Raw genomic sequence first — 16949 nt, forward strand, 5'->3', positions numbered from 1 at the left:
GGCAACCATGGCAGAAACAACCGCTTCGGGCTATATCCAGCACCACTTGCAGAACCTGACCTTCGGTCAGCTTCCCAACGGCGGCTGGGGCTTCGCCCACACCGCAGCAGAAGCCAAAGAAATGGGCTTCTGGGCATTCCACCTGGATACTCTGGGTTGGTCTGTCGCATTGGGTCTGATCTTCGTCCTGATTTTCCGCATGGCGGCAAAGAAGGCGACTTCCGGTCAGCCAGGTGCTTTACAGAACTTCGTTGAAGTATTGGTCGAATTCGTCGATGGCAGCGTGAAAGACAGCTTCCATGGCCGTAGCCCGGTGATTGCACCGCTGGCACTGACCATCTTCGTCTGGGTGTTCCTGATGAACGCCGTCGACCTGATTCCGGTCGACTGGATTCCTCAGCTGGCCATCCTGATCACCGGCGATCACCACATTCCATTCCGTGCGGTTTCCACCACGGACCCTAACGCCACCCTGGGCATGGCCCTGTCGGTGTTTGCGTTGATCATTTTCTACAGCATCAAGGTCAAGGGCATCGGCGGCTTCATCGGCGAACTGACCCTGCACCCGTTCGGCAGCAAGAACATCTTCGTTCAAGCCCTGCTGATCCCGGTGAACTTCCTGCTGGAGTTCGTGACCCTGGTCGCCAAGCCGATTTCCCTGGCCCTGCGACTGTTCGGCAACATGTACGCCGGCGAGCTGGTATTCATTCTGATCGCTGTGATGTTCGGCAGTGGTCTGCTCTGGCTTAGCGGCCTGGGCATCGTTCTGCAGTGGGCGTGGGCTGTGTTCCACATCCTGATCATCACCCTGCAGGCCTTCATCTTCATGATGCTGACCATCGTCTACCTGTCGATGGCGCACGAAGAGAACCATTAAGACCAGTCTCGACTAGTCTGATGTCCTTCCCGGTAACACGGGAAGGTGGCCCACCAGGGCTATGAAACGATTTGTTTTACCGCTTTAAAATCTAAAAAACCTAAACCATACGACGTAAAAGTCGGGAGGAAAGATGGAAACTGTAGTTGGTCTAACCGCTATCGCTGTTGCACTGTTGATCGGCCTGGGCGCCCTGGGTACTGCCATTGGTTTCGGCCTGCTGGGCGGCAAATTCCTGGAAGGCGCAGCGCGTCAGCCAGAAATGGTCCCAATGCTGCAAGTTAAAATGTTCATCGTCGCCGGCCTGCTCGACGCCGTGACCATGATCGGTGTTGGTATCGCTCTGTTCTTCACCTTCGCGAACCCTTTCGTTGGTCAACTCGCTGGCTAATCACTCGAATTTTTCGAGTTGATTGGGGTGATGGACAACGAATGAGCGAGGTGTTGGCGTGAACATTAATGCAACCCTGATTGGCCAATCCGTTGCGTTCTTCATTTTTGTAGTGTTTTGCATGAAGTTCGTGTGGCCTCCGGTCATCGCGGCTTTGCACGAACGTCAGAAGAAGATCGCGGATGGTTTGGACGCTGCCACCCGTGCAGCTCGCGACCTGGAGTTGGCCCAAGAGAAAGCGGGTCATCAACTGCGCGAAGCTAAAGCACAGGCAGCTGAAATCATTGAGCAAGCCAAGAAACGCGGTAACCAGATCGTCGAAGAGGCTGTTGATAAAGCCCGCGTCGAAGCTGACCGTGTGAAGGCTTCGGCTCATGCCGAGATCGAACAGGAACTGAACGGCGTCAAAGACGCGCTGCGTGCCCAACTGGGTGCTCTGGCGGTCGGNGGTGCTGAGAAGATCCTCGGTGCCACAATCGATCAAAACGCGCACGCGGAGCTGGTTAACAAACTGGCTGCTGAAATTTAAGCGAGGGCGATCATGGCAGAACTGACCACGTTGGCCCGACCTTATGCTAAGGCAGCCTTCGAGCACGCCCAGGCCCACCAGCAGCTGGCCTCTTGGTCAGCCATGCTCGGCCTGGCTGCAGCAGTGTCGCAAGACGACACCATGCAGCGCGTGCTCAAGGCCCCGCGCCTGACGAGCGCAGACAAGGCCGCCACTTTTATTGAAGTGTGCGGCGACAAGTTTGATGTGAAAGTGCAGAACTTCATCCACGTCGTTGCCGAAAACGACCGTCTCCCGCTTTTGCCGGAGATTGCCGCTCTGTTCGACCTGTACAAGGCCGAAGAAGAGAAATCGGTAGACGTTGAAGTGACCAGTGCTTTCGCATTGAACCAAGAACAGCAAGACAAACTCGCCAAGGTTCTCAGTGCACGACTCAATCGGGAAGTGCGCCTGCAAGCTACGGAGGACGCATCCCTGATTGGTGGTGTCGTTATCCGCGCCGGCGACCTGGTTATCGATGGCTCGATTCGCGGCAAAATCGCGAAACTTGCCGAAGCATTGAAATCTTGAGTTTGAAGGGGCAGCAGAGCAATGCAGCAACTCAATCCTTCCGAAATAAGTGAAATTATCAAGGGCCGCATCGACAAGCTCGATGTGACCTCCCAAGCCCGTAACGAAGGCACTGTCGTCAGCGTATCTGACGGCATCGTGCGGATTCACGGTCTGGCCGACGTAATGTACGGCGAGATGATCGAGTTTCCGGGCGGCGTCTACGGTATGGCCCTCAACCTGGAGCAAGACTCCGTAGGTGCCGTTGTATTGGGCGCGTACACCAGTCTGGCTGAAGGCATGAGCGCCAAGTGCACCGGCCGCATCCTGGAGGTTCCGGTTGGTAAGGAACTGCTGGGTCGCGTAGTCGACGCACTGGGTAACCCTGTTGACGGTAAAGGTCCACTGGGCAACACCGAGACCGATGCGGTCGAGAAAGTTGCTCCAGGCGTGATCTGGCGTAAGTCGGTAGACCAGCCTGTACAGACTGGCTACAAGGCTGTCGATGCCATGATCCCAGTCGGCCGTGGCCAGCGTGAGCTGATCATCGGTGACCGTCAGATCGGTAAAACCGCTCTGGCGATCGACGCGATCATCAACCAGAAGAACAGCGGCATTTTCTGCGTCTACGTAGCTATTGGTCAGAAGCAATCGACCATCGCCAACGTGGTTCGCAAGCTGGAAGAAAACGGCGCCCTGGCCAACACGATCATCGTGGCTGCCAGTGCTTCGGAATCTCCTGCGCTGCAATTCCTGGCACCGTACTCCGGTTGCACCATGGGTGAATTCTTCCGCGACCGCGGTGAAGACGCGCTGATCGTTTATGACGATCTGTCCAAGCAAGCAGTGGCTTACCGCCAGATTTCCCTGCTGCTGCGCCGTCCACCAGGCCGTGAAGCTTACCCAGGCGACGTGTTCTATCTCCACTCCCGTCTGCTGGAGCGTGCATCCCGCGTTTCGGAAGAATACGTAGAGAAGTTCACCAACGGCGCAGTGACCGGCAAAACCGGTTCCCTGACCGCACTGCCGATCATCGAAACCCAGGCTGGCGACGTTTCCGCGTTCGTTCCGACCAACGTGATTTCCATCACCGACGGTCAGATCTTCCTGGAATCGGCCATGTTCAACTCCGGGATCCGTCCTGCTGTGAACGCCGGTGTTTCGGTATCCCGTGTGGGTGGTGCCGCTCAGACCAAGATCATCAAGAAGCTCTCCGGTGGTATCCGTACCGCTCTGGCTCAGTACCGTGAACTGGCGGCATTCGCCCAGTTCGCTTCTGACCTGGACGAAGCGACCCGTAAGCAACTTGAGCATGGTCAGCGCGTTACCGAGCTGATGAAGCAGAAGCAATACGCCCCAATGTCGATCGCTGACATGGCGTTGTCGCTGTATGCCGCTGAGCGTGGGTTCCTGACCGACGTTGAAATCACCAAGATCGGCAGCTTCGAACAAGCGCTGATTGCTTACTTCAACCGCGATCACGCCGAATTGATGGCGAAGATCAACGTGAAGGGTGACTTCAATGACGATATCGACGCTGGCATGAAAGCCGGTATCGAGAAGTTCAAGGCCACCCAAACCTGGTAAGCCGCAGCGGGAGCCGCAAGGCTCCCGCTTGCTAACCTGATAGGTGTTACATGGCAGGCGCAAAAGAGATTCGCAGTAAGATTGCGAGCATCAAAAGCACGCAAAAAATTACCAGCGCCATGGAAAAAGTGGCGGTCAGCAAAATGCGCAAGGCACAAATGCGCATGGCTGCTAGCCGTCCTTATGCGGAGCGTATCCGCCAGGTAATTGGGCATCTGGCCAACGCCAACCCGGAATACCGCCACCCGTTCATGATCGACCGCGAAGTTAAGCGTGTGGGTTATGTGGTAGTGAGCAGTGACCGTGGTTTGTGCGGTGGTTTGAATACCAACCTGTTCAAGGCCCTGGTCAAGGACATGGCGGTAAACCGCGAAAAGGGCGTCGAGATCGATCTGTGTGTTGTTGGTAGCAAGGGTGCGGCCTTTTTCCGCAACTTCGGCGGTAACGTCGTTGCAGCTATCAGCCACCTGGGTGAAGAGCCGTCGATCAATGATTTGATCGGCAGTGTGAAGGTGATGCTGGATGCGTACCTGGAAGGCCGGATTGACCGCCTGTCCGTGGTATCCAACAAGTTCATCAACACCATGACCCAGCAGCCAACCGTGGAGCAATTGATTCCACTGGTGGCGACTCCGGATCAGGAACTCAAGCACCACTGGGACTACCTCTACGAACCAGACGCCAAAGAGCTGCTTGACGGCTTGATGGTGCGCTACGTGGAGTCGCAGGTGTACCAGGCGGTGGTCGAGAACAACGCAGCTGAACAAGCGGCGCGGATGATCGCGATGAAAAACGCTACCGATAACGCCGGTGATCTGATCAGCGATTTGCAGCTGATCTACAACAAGGCGCGTCAGGCTGCGATCACCCAAGAGATCTCGGAAATCGTCGGCGGCGCTGCCGCGGTTTAACGGTTCAAATATTCAGAGGATCCAGCTATGAGTAGCGGACGTATCGTTCAAATCATCGGCGCCGTTATCGACGTGGAATTTCCACGCGACAGCGTACCGAGCATCTACAACGCTTTGAAAGTACAAAGCGATGCAGGCACCACTCTGGAAGTTCAGCAGCAGCTGGGCGACGGCGTGGTTCGTACCATTGCAATGGGTTCCACCGAAGGCTTGAAGCGCGGTCTGGATGTTCTGGACACTGGCGCTGCCATCTCCGTACCGGTCGGTAAAGCGACCCTGGGCCGGATCATGGACGTACTGGGCAACCCGATTGACGAAGCTGGCCCGATCGACACCGAAGAGCGCTGGGGCATTCACCGTCCGGCACCTTCGTTCGCCGAGCAAGCGGGCGGCAACGATCTGCTGGAAACCGGCATCAAGGTTATCGACCTGGTTTGCCCGTTCGCCAAAGGCGGTAAAGTCGGTCTGTTCGGTGGTGCCGGTGTAGGCAAGACCGTAAACATGATGGAACTGATCCGTAACATCGCCATCGAGCACAGCGGTTATTCCGTGTTCGCCGGTGTGGGTGAGCGTACTCGTGAGGGTAACGACTTCTACCACGAGATGAAGGACTCCAACGTTCTGGACAAAGTGGCACTGGTTTACGGTCAGATGAACGAGCCGCCGGGTAACCGTCTGCGCGTAGCACTGACTGGCCTGACCATGGCCGAGAAGTTCCGTGACGAAGGTAACGACGTTCTGCTGTTCGTCGACAACATCTACCGTTACACCCTGGCCGGTACTGAAGTATCCGCACTGCTGGGCCGTATGCCTTCGGCAGTAGGTTACCAGCCGACCCTGGCTGAAGAGATGGGCGTTCTGCAAGAACGTATCACTTCGACCAAAGAAGGTTCGATCACCTCGATCCAAGCGGTATACGTACCTGCGGATGACTTGACCGACCCGTCGCCAGCGACCACCTTCGCCCACTTGGACGCCACCGTCGTTCTGTCCCGTGACATCGCTTCCCTGGGTATCTACCCAGCGGTCGATCCACTTGACTCGACTTCGCGCCAGCTGGATCCGAACGTGATCGGCCAGGAGCACTACGACACCGCTCGCGGCGTTCAGTACGTGCTGCAGCGTTACAAAGAACTGAAGGACATCATCGCGATCCTGGGTATGGACGAGCTGTCGGAAGCCGACAAGCAGTTGGTAAACCGTGCTCGTAAGATCCAGCGTTTCTTGTCGCAGCCGTTCTTCGTGGCTGAAGTCTTCACCGGTGCATCGGGTAAATACGTTTCCCTGAAAGACACCATTGCTGGCTTCAAAGGCATCCTCAACGGTGACTACGACCACCTGCCAGAACAAGCGTTCTACATGGTCGGCGGCATCGAAGAAGCGATCGAGAAAGCCAAGAAACTGTAATCCCGGCGCCCGGAAACGGGCGCTCATCAGGTTGAGGCAATCAGATGGCTATGACAGTCCATTGCGATATCGTCAGCGCGGAAGGGGAAATCTTNTCCGGTCTGGTCGAGATGGTGATTGCGCACGGTGCACTGGGTGATCTTGGTATCGCCCTGGGTCACGCGCCGTTGATCACTAATCTCAAGCCGGGCCCGATCCGCCTGGTCAAGCAGGGCGGGGAAGAGGAGGTGTNTTACATCTCCGGTGGTTTCCTCGAGGTTCAGCCGAACATGGTCAAGGTACTTGCCGACACCGTGCAACGTGCTGGCGACCTGGATGAAGCCTCCGCTCAGGAAGCCGTCAAGGCTGCCGAGAAGGCCCTGAACGAAAAGGGCGCGGACTTCGACTACAGCGCTGCTGCTGTACGTCTGGCCGAAGCTGCAGCTCAGCTGCGCACGCTCCAGCAGATCCGCAAGAAGTTTGGCCACTAATAGGCCATTGCTTGTTGCGCGATTGATTAAAAAGGGTAGCCTCGGCTACCCTTTTTTCTTTTCCGATTTTCATAACCTGGTCGCAGCCGCTGACCACCCAGGATTGGTAGCCAGTCATGTCTCTTGAAATCGTTATCCTCGCTGCCGGCCAAGGCACTCGCATGCGTTCGGCNCTGCCCAAGGTGCTGCACCCCGTAGCGGGCAACTCCATGCTTGGCCATGTTATCCACAGCGCCCGGCAACTGGACCCGCAGCGGATTCACGTGGTGATTGGCCATGGTGCTGAAGCGGTGCGCGAGCGTCTGGCAGCCGACGATCTGAATTTCGTCCTGCAGGACCAGCAGCTCGGTACCGGCCATGCGGTGGCTCAAGCCGTGCCGTTCATCGAGTCCGACACCGTACTGATCCTGTACGGTGACGTTCCGTTGATCGAAGTTGAAACCCTGCAACGCCTGCTCAAGCACGTAGTCCCTGGCCAGATGGGCCTGCTCACCGTCGAGCTGGAGGACCCTACCGGCTATGGCCGCATCGTCCGCGATGCCGCCGGCAAGGTCACGGCCATCGTCGAGCAGAAAGACGCCAACGAGTCCGAGCGCGCAATCACCGAAGGCAACACCGGCATTCTGGCCCTGCCTTTCGCGCAACTGGGTGGCTGGATGAGCCGTCTCTCCAACAACAATGCCCAAGGCGAGTATTACCTCACCGACGTCATCGAAATGGCCGTGAGCGATGGCCTGCTGGTTGCCACCGAGCAGCCCCACGACCCTATGGAAGTGCAGGGCGCCAACGACCGCAAGCAGCTTGCAGAACTGGAGCGCCATTATCAGTTGCGCGCCGGTCGCCGCTTGATGGCTCAAGGCGTGACCCTGCGTGACCCGGCTCGTTTCGATGTACGCGGTGAAGTCACCGTCGGCCGCGACGTGCTGATTGATATCAACGTGATCCTCGAAGGCCGCGTGATCATTGAAGACGACGTGGTGATTGGCCCGAACTGCGTGATCAAGGACAGCACCTTGCGCAAGGGCGTGGTGGTCAAAGCCAACAGCCATATTGAAGGTGCTGTGATGGGCGAAGGCAGCGATGCTGGTCCATTCGCACGCCTGCGTCCGGGCACGGTGCTTGAGGCTCGCGCGCATGTGGGTAACTTTGTCGAGCTGAAGAACGCGCATCTGGGTGAAGGCGCCAAGGCCGGTCACCTGACGTATCTGGGGGACGCCGAAATTGGCGCGCGCACCAACATTGGCGCGGGCACCATCACTTGCAACTACGACGGCGCCAACAAGTGGAAGACCGTGTTGGGTGAAGATGTGTTCATCGGTTCCAACAATTCGTTGGTGGCACCTGTGGATATCTCTTCCGGCGCAACGACGGCGGCTGGTTCGACCATTACCCAGAATGTGGATAACGCGCAGTTGGCGGTGGGTCGGGCGCGTCAGAAGAACATTGATGGCTGGAAGCGGCCGGTTAAGATCAAGAAGAGCTGAGTTATCCACATAGCATTTGCAGGTTTAGTTATACACAGCCTGATTGATCGTCATCGCGGGCAAGCCCGCTCCCACAAGGATTTCGCACGNCATCGCGGGCAAGCCCGCTCCCACAAGGATTTCGCACGACCTTGTGGGAGCGGGCTTGCCCGTGATGCGTTTATCCACAGATATTTTTTCTTGCACCCGCTTGACGAAGTTTCGCCAATAGGTTTTGATTGCTTCCGTTATCTTTCGAAACGAAACTTAAGATCATCATGTCGAAACGAAATACACCCCAACGACGCCACAACATTCTGACGATGCTCAATGAACAGGGCGAAGTCAGCGTGGACGAATTGGCCAAACGTTTCGAAACTTCGGAAGTTACGGTTCGCAAGGATTTGGCCGCGCTTGAAAGTAATGGTCTGCTGCTGCGCCGCTATGGCGGAGCGATCACCATGCCTCAGGAGTTGGTCGCCGACATCGGCCAGCCGGTTTCCAAATACAAACAAGCCATTGCTCGCGCCGCTGTTACGCGGATTCGCGAACATGCACGGATCATCATCGACAGCGGCAGCACCACCGCCGCCATGATCCCTGAGCTGGGCCACCAGCCGGGTCTGGTCGTAATGACCAACTCCCTGCACGTGGCCAGCGCCTTGAGCGAACTGGAACACGAGCCGGTGCTGTTGATGACGGGCGGCACCTGGGACCCGCATTCGGATTCGTTCCAGGGCCAGGTCGCCGAGCAAGTGCTGCGTTCCTACGACTTTGACCAATTATTCATCGGCGCTGACGGCATCGATTTGGAGCGCGGTACTACCACCTTCAACGAATTGTTGGGCCTGAGCCGTGTGATGGCCGAGGTCGCGCGTGAAGTGGTGGTGATGGTCGAATCCGACAAGATTGGCCGCAAGATTCCCAACCTGGAACTGCCCTGGAGCAGCGTCCATACCCTTATCACCGATGATCGCCTGCCGCTTGAGGCCCGCGACCAGATTCAAGCCCGCGGCATTACGCTGATATGCGCGGCAATCATCTAGGAGACATACCATGTGTGGAATTGTAGGCGCAGTCGCTGAACGCAACGTCACCGCCATCTTGCTCGAAGGCCTCAAGCGCCTGGAATACCGCGGCTACGACAGCGCCGGTGTGGCGGTCTTCACTAACGACGAAAAGCTCGAGCGCATGCGTCGCCCGGGCAAAGTCAGTGAGCTGGAAAACGCGCTTGAAGCCGAGCCACTGATCGGTCGCCTCGGCATCGCCCACACCCGTTGGGCCACTCACGGCGCCCCGTGCGAGCGNAANGCNCACCCGCACTTTTCCGGCGACCTGGCGGTGGTGCACAACGGCATCATCGAAAACCACGAAGTGCTGCGCGAACAGCTCAAGGGCCTGGGCTACGTGTTCACCTCGGACACCGACACCGAAGTCATCGCTCACCTGCTGAACCACAAGCTCAAGGACCTGAGCGATCTGACCGTGGCCCTCAAAGCCACCGTTAAAGAGTTGCACGGTGCTTATGGCCTGGCCGTTATCAGCGCCGATCAGCCGGATCGTCTTGTGGCAGCGCGTAGCGGCAGCCCNTTGGTGATCGGCCTGGGCCTGGGGGAAAACTTCCTCGCCTCCGACCAACTGGCCCTGCGCCAGGTCACCGACCGCTTCGTGTACCTGGAAGAAGGCGATATCGCCGACATCCGCCGTGAAAGCGTGGCGATCTGGGACGTCAACGGCAATTCCGTCGAACGCGAAGCCGTGCAATACCGCGACGGCGCCGAAGCCGCCGACAAAGGCGCGTTCCGCCACTTCATGCTCAAGGAAATCCACGAGCAACCTTCCGTGGTGCAACGCACGCTGGAAGGTCGCTTGAGCCAGAACCAAGTGCTGGTCAATGCATTCGGCCCGCAAGCGGCCGAGCTGTTCGCCAAAGTGCGCAACGTGCAGATCGTCGCCTGCGGCACCAGCTACCACGCGGGTATGGTTGCGCGTTACTGGCTGGAAGAACTGGCCGGCATCCCTTGCCAGGTCGAAGTCGCCAGCGAATTCCGCTACCGCAAGGTCGTGGTGCAGCCAGACACCCTGTTTGTGACCATCTCCCAGTCCGGCGAAACCGCCGACACCCTGGCCGCACTGCGCAACGCCAAAGAGCTGGGCTTCCTCGCCAGCCTGGCGATCTGCAACGTCAGCATCAGCTCCCTGGTGCGCGAGTCCGACCTGACCCTGTTGACCCAGGCCGGTCGCGAAATCGGCGTGGCGTCCACCAAAGCCTTCACCACCCAACTGGTAGGCCTGTTGCTGCTGACCCTGTCCCTGGGCCAGGTTCGCGGCACCCTCGCCGAAGGCGTCGAAGCCACCCTGGTGGAAGAACTGCGCCGCCTGCCGACCCGCCTGGGTGAAGCCCTGGCCATGGACAGCACCGTGGAAAAAGTCGCCGAACTGTTCGCCGACAAAAACCACACCCTGTTCCTCGGCCGTGGCGCGCAGTACCCGGTGGCCATGGAAGGCTCGCTGAAACTCAAGGAAATCTCCTACATCCACGCCGAAGCCTACCCGGCCGGTGAGCTGAAACATGGCCCGCTGGCCCTGGTGGATGACGACATGCCGGTGGTCACCGTCGCGCCGAACAACGAACTGCTGGAAAAGCTCAAATCCAACCTGCAGGAAGTGCGTGCCCGTGGCGGCCAACTGATCGTGTTCGCCGACGAGAAAGCCGGTATGACCAATGGTGAAGGCACCCACGTCATCAACATGCCGCACATCCACGACACCCTGTCGCCGATCCTCTACACCATCCCGCTGCAGTTGCTGTCGTACTACGTGGCGGTGTTGAAAGGCACGGACGTCGACCAGCCGCGGAACCTGGCGAAGTCGGTGACGGTGGAATAAGTTATCCACAGCTGACTGGCCGAATGGTCCTAAGTATNATACCAGAGACTCATCTCCCTCCCACTAGGACTTTGCCATGGACAGATTCCAGGAAATGCAGGTTTTCGCCGCCGTGGCCCAAGACCAAGGCTTCTCTGCGGCAGCGCGGCGTTTGGGGATGTCGGCGGCCAGTGTCACCCGGGCGGTGGCGGCGCTGGAGAAGCGCATTGGCACGCAGTTGCTGACGCGTACTACCCGCAGCGTGCATTTGAGCGAGGCGGGGCAGCGTTTTCTGGAGGATTGTCGGAGGATTCTCGCCGAGGTGCAGGAAGCGGAGGATTCGGCAGCCGGCAGTCACGCACAACCTCGTGGGCAACTGACGATTACAGCACCGGTATTGTTCGGTGAGTTGTTCGTCACGCCGCTCACGGTCGGTTACCTCAACCAGTTTCCTGAGGTCACCATCAATGCGCTGCTCGTCGACCGGGTGGTGAGCATGGTCGAGGAGGGCATCGATGTGGCGGTGCGCATCGGTGAATTGCCTGACAGCAACCAACATGCGATTCGTGTGGGCGAGGTGCGGCGGGTGATTTGCGCCTCTCCGGAGTTTCTGGCGAAGCGCGGCAAGCCTCTGCACCCAAATGATTTAGACGGGGCGCCGATTATCGCCACCTCGTCCATTGGCCAATTGAGAACCTGGCCGTTTCTTGAGGCGGGGGAGCCCCTGAACATTCGCCCGGAACCGCGGCTTGTGGTCACGGCCAATCAGGCCGCCATTACCGCCGCGAGCCTGGGGCTGGGCCTGACCCGAGTCCTGTCGTATCAAGTGGCGAGCAAGGTTGCCGCCGGTGAGCTGGAAATCGTGCTGGCTGATTTTGAACTGCCGCCGTTACCCATTCATGTGGTCTATCACGGGGGACGCAAGGCGCCGGTGCGGGTCCGCAGTTTTGTCGATTTCGCGGTGAAGGTGTTGCGTGAGCACCCGGCCTTGCGCGGCTGACGGGTTATTGCGCTGGATGAAATAATGGATTGCGTTTTCTGGCTATTCTGTTGTTTTGGTTGAGAGGGCAAGATAGCTCCCATCGGCGCTGATCTTCCGTGAACGGCGCCTCCACCCAGCGGAGTCGACCATGCAAGCCATCAAACTCTACAACTTCCCTCGCTCTGGCCATGCTCACCGTGTGGAGCTGATGCTGTCCCTGCTGCAACTGCCGACCGAGCTGATCTTTGTCGATCTGGCAAAAGGCGCACACAAACAGCCGGATTACCTGGCGCTCAATCGCTTTGGTCAGGTTCCGGTGATTGATGATCAAGGCGTGGTGCTGGCCGATTCCAACGCGATCCTGGTTTATCTGGCACAGAAATACGGTAATGGTCGCTGGCTGCCAACCGATCCGGTCGGTGCGGCCAAGGTGCAGCGCTGGTTTTCGGTCGCCGCCGGGCCGATTGCCTTTGGCCCGGCAAGAGCCCGGCTGATCACCGTGTTTGGTGCGCCTTACAACGCTGAAGAGGTGATCGCTTACGCCCACACCGTGCTCAAAGTGATCGATCAGGAACTGGCCGCCACCCCCTACCTTGTAGGCAACGAGCCGACCATTGCCGATGTTTCGGCCTACAGCTACATCGCCCATGCACCGGAAGGCAATGTGTCGCTGGACGACTACCCCAACATCCGCGCCTGGCTGGCGCGCGTCGAAGCCTTGCCGGGGTTTGTGGGCATGCCGCGCACCGTCGCCGGCCTGCAAAAAACAGCCTGATGCTCACGGCCCGATTCAGTCGGGCCGTTCTTGTTGCGCGCGATAAGCGCAGGGGAGAAGCCGTTATGGACCGTTCACCTTGGCACGCTGGCGAGAAACAGTTGCAGGCTCACGTAGGTGTAGCCGAGCGAATGGACACATTAGGTCGTAGGGTGATTCGCGGGGAGATGCCGGATCAGCACCGCCTGTTCTATCAGCAACTGCCGTTCATGCTGTACGGCGCGGTGGATGCTGACGGTAACCCTTGGGCCAGTATTCTTGAAGGGTCGCCGGGTTTTGCTCATTCTCCAGCACCTGCGCTGTTGCAGTTCGACAGCCTGCCCGGCAGCGACGACCCTGCGCAATTACAAGCGGGTGCGGCGATCGGTCTGCTCGGAATCGAGCTGCACACCCGGCGTCGCAACCGTATGAATGGTCGAGTCGACGCTGTCACCGCGAGCGGCTTCGGGGTGACGGTGGAGCAATCGTTCGGCAATTGCCCGCAATACATTCAATTGCGTCAGTTTCGCACGGAGCCCTTGGCGGACCCGGCAACCCGTGTCGCGCAGCATCTAAACGCGCTGGATGACGCGGCCCAAGCCATGATCGCCGGGGCCGATACCTTCTTTGTCGCCAGTTATGTGGACGTCGACGGCCAACGCTCGGTGGACGTTTCTCATCGCGGTGGCCAGGCCGGTTTCGTACAGGTGGAAGGTAATCGCCTGACCATCCCGGACTTTGCCGGCAACCTGTTCTTCAACACCTTGGGCAACCTGCTGATCAATCCTCGGGCCGGTTTGCTGTTCATCGATTTCAATACGGGCGATCTGCTGCACCTCAGCGGCCACGCGGAAGTCATTCTCGAAGGCCCGCAGGTCGAGGCTTTTCAGGGGGCCGAGCGGCTGTGGACCTTCGAGGTGGAACGCGTGGTGCGTCGGCCTGCGGCGCTGGCCTTGCGCTGGCGCTTCGATGGCGTGTCGCCCACCAGTTTACTGACCGGCACCTGGGCGCAGGCAAACGCACGCCTGCAAGCCAAGGCCCTGGGCGATCACTGGCGGCCGTTGCGGGTGGCGCGCATCGAACAGGAAAGCCACAACATCCGTTCGATCTATCTGGAGCCAGCCGATGACGCCGGGTTGCCGGTGTTTCAGGCCGGGCAGCATTTGCCCCTGCGATTCAACATTGCCGGCGATGTGCATATCCGCACGTACAGCCTGTCGAGCGCGCCGTCCGATGACTTTTTTCGCATCAGCGTGAAGCGTGAAGGCCTGGTGTCTTCGCACCTGCATGAGCAGATCCGGGTCGGCGATGTCCTGGAAGCCCGCGCGCCCCAAGGGCATTTCACCGTGGCGCCCCATGAGCGGCGGCCGCTGGTGCTGTTGGCGGCGGGTGTCGGCATCACGCCGCTGCTGTCGATGGTGCGTGAGGTGGTTTATCAAGGTCTGCGCACGCGGAGCATCCGCCCGACCTGGTTTTTCCAGAGTTCACGAACCCTGGCCGATCAACCGTTTCGTCCGGAGCTGGACCGCTTGCTTGATGGCCTCGGTGACGCGGTGCTCGTGCGGCGGTTGCTCAGTCAGCCGGAGCCGGATGCTCGCGAGGGGGAAGATTTTGACCTGACCGGGCGAATCGACGGCGACCTGCTCAAGACGATGCTTGAGGTGGAAGACTACGACCAGGTGGATTTTGTCCTCTGCGGCCCGGGCAGTTTTACCCAAGGGCTGTACGACACACTGAGGGACCTGGACATTCGCGACTCAAGGATTCATGCCGAAACCTTTGGCCCGTCGACGCTGCGTCGCACGCCGGACCCGGACGCCGTGGTCATCGAGCAACCACCGGCTGCCACGGTTTCGGTGCCGGTGGTATTCCAGCGCTCGGCCAAAGAGGCGCGCTGGCAGCCAGAGGGCGGCAGTTTGCTGGAACTGGCGGAAAGCCGCGGATTGCGCCCGGAATTCAGCTGCCGCGGCGGTTCCTGCGGGACCTGCAAGACCCGTCTGATCAGCGGGGCGGTGAATTATCCACAGCCTCCGGCGCAAGTGCCTGATGCGGGTGAGGTGCTGATTTGTTGCGCAGTGCCGGCGCAGGGTTCGCAGCCGTTGGTCCTGGATTTGTGAACAATCCAGAGCACCCAGAGAATCCCTTTGTGGGAGCGAGCCTACTCGCTCCCACAAAAAAGCGATTACGCGTAGGACAGGGATTTCTCTTCCAGCAGTTCTTCGTACAACGCCCACATTGGGCCGGGGTTGGCCTGAAAAATACTGCGAACGTCCTACAGCCGTTGCTGTTCTGGAGGAGGATTCTGACAAGTTCTAGCGGTTGTCGTGTCAGAAGCCGGGGGGATAGGCTTTTGCGGTCGCTGCAAATCAGCGATCGGGCGTCGCAGTCCGTTCAGTTCATTTGGTGCATAATCGCCGGCCCGCTTGATGGCGGCTGTGCGCGGGATACCCTCGGGTATGCCGAGTTTCCGAATGGCTCGGTCTGCGACCCCGCGTACAGCTGCCTCCCTCACATCGCGTCGCAGCGATCAGTGGCAGCAAAACCCTTCATTCGGAGTGTCACCATGATTAAAGAAACCCCGAATCCCCCGCAAACCGACGACGTTTCCCCCTACGAATCCCTCGATTCAAAAAAATTCCACGAAGCCGCCGAGCGCGCCCTCGATCACTACCTCAACCCCGCCGCCCTCAAAGACGCCAAAACCCCGCGCAAACCCAGCACCATGTTCATGGTCGCCCCCGACATGGACAGCGAAAGCCTGCTGGCCAATGCCTGCGAATCCATGGCCTCCGCGAGCGTGATGCTTAGCGACTTCGCCGATCTTCTGGAAGGCCCGCATCGCAACAAGGCGCTGGGGATTGCGCAAGTCGTCATGCTGGGAGAACTCGNAGGCGACCCGATGAGGTCGCCTTTTTTGTATGCGCTTTCTGCGACACCGCAGCACCCCTGTGGGAGCGGGCTTGCTCGCGAAAGCGGTGTGTCATTCAACATTGATGTCGACTGACACACCCCTTTGTGGGAGCGAGCCTACTCGCTCCCACAAAAAAGCGATTACGCGTAGGACAGGGATTTCTCTTCCAGCAGTTCTTCGTACAACGCCGTCCACTTGCGGCCCATTTCATCAGCTGTGAATAACTGCCGATACCGCGCCTCAGCCTTCGCGCCCATTTCCGCAGCACGTGTCGGGTTTTCCCATAGGGTTCGCATTGCTTCACGGAACGCCTGTGGATTACTCGGCGGCACCACCAGTCCGGTTTCGTTGTGGATATTGATGTAACTGGTGCCGGTGCCGATCTCGCTGGAGATCATCGGTTTGCCGTACATTGCGCCTTCGAGCAGCGAGATGCCGAACGCTTCGGAGCGCAGGTGCGACGGAAACACCACCGCGTAACTCAACTCCAGCAACGCTACCTTGTCCTCGTCACCCAAGCGCCCCAGGAAGTGCAGGTTCTGCAAACCCAAAGCCTTGGCCTGAGCATGCAGTTCGGCTTCCAGTGGTCCGGCCCCGACGATCACCACCGGATAATTCAGCCCTTGCATCGCGTCGAGCAAAATATGCAGCCCTTTGTAATAGCGCATGACGCCGACGAACAGGAAGAACCGGTCACCCACCTGTTTACGCCAGCGTTCAGTACGTGCAGCGTCGGGCTGTGGATAACCTGACTTGTCCAGCCCGTAGGTGATGACTCGGGTTTTCTCGCGGTAGTCCTGAAGCACATTGCTGGTGTGAAAGTAGTTGGGGGAGGCCGCGACGATTCGGTCGGCGCTGTCCAGAAAACGACGCATCAATGGACGGTAGAGTCTGAGCAAATGGCGCTGGCGAATGATGTCCGAGTGGTAGCTCACCACGCAGGGTTTTTGGGCGGCGCTGAAAAAATGCACCAGGTCCATGAAGGGCCAGGGGAAGTGATAGTTGACCACGTCGGCCTCAGCCGCCAGCTCACGAAACTGCTTGAAGATGCTGTAGGAAAAACCGGTGGAGGCCATCTGAAAATCCATCCGGGCCTGATGAACCTGATGCTGGCCAATCTGCAATACGCCAGGTGCCGGGTCGTTGCTCAACGTCAGTACCGTACTGTCGACCGAGTGGCGCGCGCCGCTCTCGCAGAGTTGAAAAATGACCTGTTCGATGCCACCCATCGAGTCCGGCAGGTAGGTCTTGTAAAAGTGCAGTACGCGCAT

15 protein-coding genes and 1 pseudogene are annotated in these 16949 nt (G+C 58.8%); 15 read left to right on the forward strand and 1 reads right to left on the reverse strand.

Annotated elements, in window-relative coordinates; translation table 11 throughout:
- Nucleotides 1-7: 7 nt before the first annotated feature.
- From atpB to B7L09_RS17355, 15 genes and pseudogenes are all read left to right on the forward strand, one after another.
- Nucleotides 8-877 (forward strand): F0F1 ATP synthase subunit A, encoded by an 870-nt coding sequence (atpB, locus tag B7L09_RS17285; protein WP_053258795.1) that lies wholly within the window; start codon nucleotides 8-10, stop codon nucleotides 875-877.
- A 133-nt stretch (nucleotides 878-1010) separates the two neighbouring features.
- Nucleotides 1011-1268, forward strand: a complete 258-nt coding sequence (atpE, locus tag B7L09_RS17290; protein WP_002555987.1) for a F0F1 ATP synthase subunit C — start codon at nucleotides 1011-1013, stop codon at nucleotides 1266-1268.
- Nucleotides 1269-1326: 58 nt separating this feature from the next.
- On the forward strand, nucleotides 1327-1797 hold the full coding sequence (locus B7L09_RS17295; protein WP_016970692.1) for a F0F1 ATP synthase subunit B: 471 nt from the start codon (nucleotides 1327-1329) through the stop codon (nucleotides 1795-1797).
- Nucleotides 1798-1809: 12 nt separating this feature from the next.
- Nucleotides 1810-2346: a F0F1 ATP synthase subunit delta gene (locus tag B7L09_RS17300; protein ID WP_064454824.1), complete on the forward strand. Its 537-nt coding sequence runs from the start codon at nucleotides 1810-1812 to the stop codon at nucleotides 2344-2346.
- Nucleotides 2347-2367: 21 nt separating this feature from the next.
- Nucleotides 2368-3912 (forward strand): F0F1 ATP synthase subunit alpha, encoded by a 1545-nt coding sequence (gene atpA, locus B7L09_RS17305; RefSeq protein WP_053258793.1) that lies wholly within the window; start codon nucleotides 2368-2370, stop codon nucleotides 3910-3912.
- A gap of 50 nt (nucleotides 3913-3962) precedes the next feature.
- The gene (atpG, locus tag B7L09_RS17310; RefSeq protein ID WP_010207685.1) at nucleotides 3963-4823 is read left to right on the forward strand and encodes a F0F1 ATP synthase subunit gamma; all 861 of its coding nucleotides are present in this window, start codon (nucleotides 3963-3965) and stop codon (nucleotides 4821-4823) included.
- A 27-nt stretch (nucleotides 4824-4850) separates the two neighbouring features.
- A complete protein-coding gene (gene atpD / locus B7L09_RS17315) occupies nucleotides 4851-6230 on the forward strand; it encodes a F0F1 ATP synthase subunit beta (RefSeq protein WP_064454823.1) in 1380 nt (459 codons plus the stop codon).
- A gap of 44 nt (nucleotides 6231-6274) precedes the next feature.
- Nucleotides 6275-6700 carry a F0F1 ATP synthase subunit epsilon gene (locus B7L09_RS17320; RefSeq protein WP_094469864.1) on the forward strand — a complete coding sequence of 142 codons (426 nt, stop codon included), beginning with the start codon at nucleotides 6275-6277 and terminating at the stop codon, nucleotides 6698-6700.
- Nucleotides 6701-6816: 116 nt separating this feature from the next.
- Nucleotides 6817-8184, forward strand: a complete 1368-nt coding sequence (gene glmU / locus B7L09_RS17325) for a bifunctional UDP-N-acetylglucosamine diphosphorylase/glucosamine-1-phosphate N-acetyltransferase GlmU (RefSeq protein WP_094469865.1) — start codon at nucleotides 6817-6819, stop codon at nucleotides 8182-8184.
- 254 nt (nucleotides 8185-8438) lie between these two features.
- Nucleotides 8439-9209 carry a DeoR/GlpR family DNA-binding transcription regulator gene (locus B7L09_RS17330; protein WP_176457720.1) on the forward strand — a complete coding sequence of 257 codons (771 nt, stop codon included), beginning with the start codon at nucleotides 8439-8441 and terminating at the stop codon, nucleotides 9207-9209.
- Between the two features lie 10 nt (nucleotides 9210-9219).
- On the forward strand, nucleotides 9220-11052 hold the full coding sequence (gene glmS, locus B7L09_RS17335; protein WP_094469867.1) for a glutamine--fructose-6-phosphate transaminase (isomerizing): 1833 nt from the start codon (nucleotides 9220-9222) through the stop codon (nucleotides 11050-11052).
- Between the two features lie 76 nt (nucleotides 11053-11128).
- Nucleotides 11129-12031, forward strand: coding sequence for a LysR family transcriptional regulator (locus B7L09_RS17340; protein ID WP_094469868.1), 903 nt, complete (start codon nucleotides 11129-11131; stop codon nucleotides 12029-12031).
- Nucleotides 12032-12161: 130 nt separating this feature from the next.
- Complete coding sequence (locus tag B7L09_RS17345; protein ID WP_094469869.1) at nucleotides 12162-12788, forward strand: glutathione S-transferase family protein; 627 nt, start codon at nucleotides 12162-12164, stop codon at nucleotides 12786-12788.
- 65 nt (nucleotides 12789-12853) lie between these two features.
- Entirely contained in the window at nucleotides 12854-14884 is a 2031-nt protein-coding gene (locus B7L09_RS17350) for a 2Fe-2S iron-sulfur cluster-binding protein (protein ID WP_094469870.1), read from the forward strand.
- A 446-nt stretch (nucleotides 14885-15330) separates the two neighbouring features.
- Nucleotides 15331-15669: pseudogene (locus B7L09_RS17355) on the forward strand (DUF6124 family protein); the annotation flags it as partial.
- Nucleotides 15670-15818: 149 nt separating this feature from the next.
- Here the strand turns inward: B7L09_RS17355 and B7L09_RS17360 are convergent.
- Entirely contained in the window at nucleotides 15819-16949 is a 1131-nt protein-coding gene (locus B7L09_RS17360) for a glycosyltransferase family 4 protein (RefSeq protein WP_094469871.1), read from the reverse strand.

Source organism: Pseudomonas mandelii, from assembly GCF_002251635.1.
In the GTDB taxonomy this organism is placed as follows: Bacteria; Pseudomonadota; Gammaproteobacteria; order Pseudomonadales; family Pseudomonadaceae; genus Aquipseudomonas; species Aquipseudomonas mandelii_B.

What these genes read in the sequence shown, in the direction of transcription:
- atpB (WP_053258795.1), top strand. Translation starts at nt 8, where the DNA reads ATGGCAGAAACAACCGCTTCGGGCTATATCCAGCACCACTTGCAGAAC.
- atpE (WP_002555987.1), top strand. Translation starts at nt 1,011, where the DNA reads ATGGAAACTGTAGTTGGTCTAACCGCTATCGCTGTTGCACTGTTGATC.
- B7L09_RS17300 (WP_064454824.1), top strand. Translation starts at nt 1,810, where the DNA reads ATGGCAGAACTGACCACGTTGGCCCGACCTTATGCTAAGGCAGCCTTC.
- atpA (WP_053258793.1), top strand. Translation starts at nt 2,368, where the DNA reads ATGCAGCAACTCAATCCTTCCGAAATAAGTGAAATTATCAAGGGCCGC.
- atpG (WP_010207685.1), top strand. Translation starts at nt 3,963, where the DNA reads ATGGCAGGCGCAAAAGAGATTCGCAGTAAGATTGCGAGCATCAAAAGC.
- atpD (WP_064454823.1), top strand. Translation starts at nt 4,851, where the DNA reads ATGAGTAGCGGACGTATCGTTCAAATCATCGGCGCCGTTATCGACGTG.
- B7L09_RS17340 (WP_094469868.1), top strand. Translation starts at nt 11,129, where the DNA reads ATGGACAGATTCCAGGAAATGCAGGTTTTCGCCGCCGTGGCCCAAGAC.
- B7L09_RS17345 (WP_094469869.1), top strand. Translation starts at nt 12,162, where the DNA reads ATGCAAGCCATCAAACTCTACAACTTCCCTCGCTCTGGCCATGCTCAC.
- B7L09_RS17350 (WP_094469870.1), top strand. Translation starts at nt 12,854, where the DNA reads ATGGACCGTTCACCTTGGCACGCTGGCGAGAAACAGTTGCAGGCTCAC.
- B7L09_RS17360 (WP_094469871.1), bottom strand. Translation starts at nt 16,949, where the DNA reads ATGCGCGTACTGCACTTTTACAAGACCTACCTGCCGGACTCGATGGGT.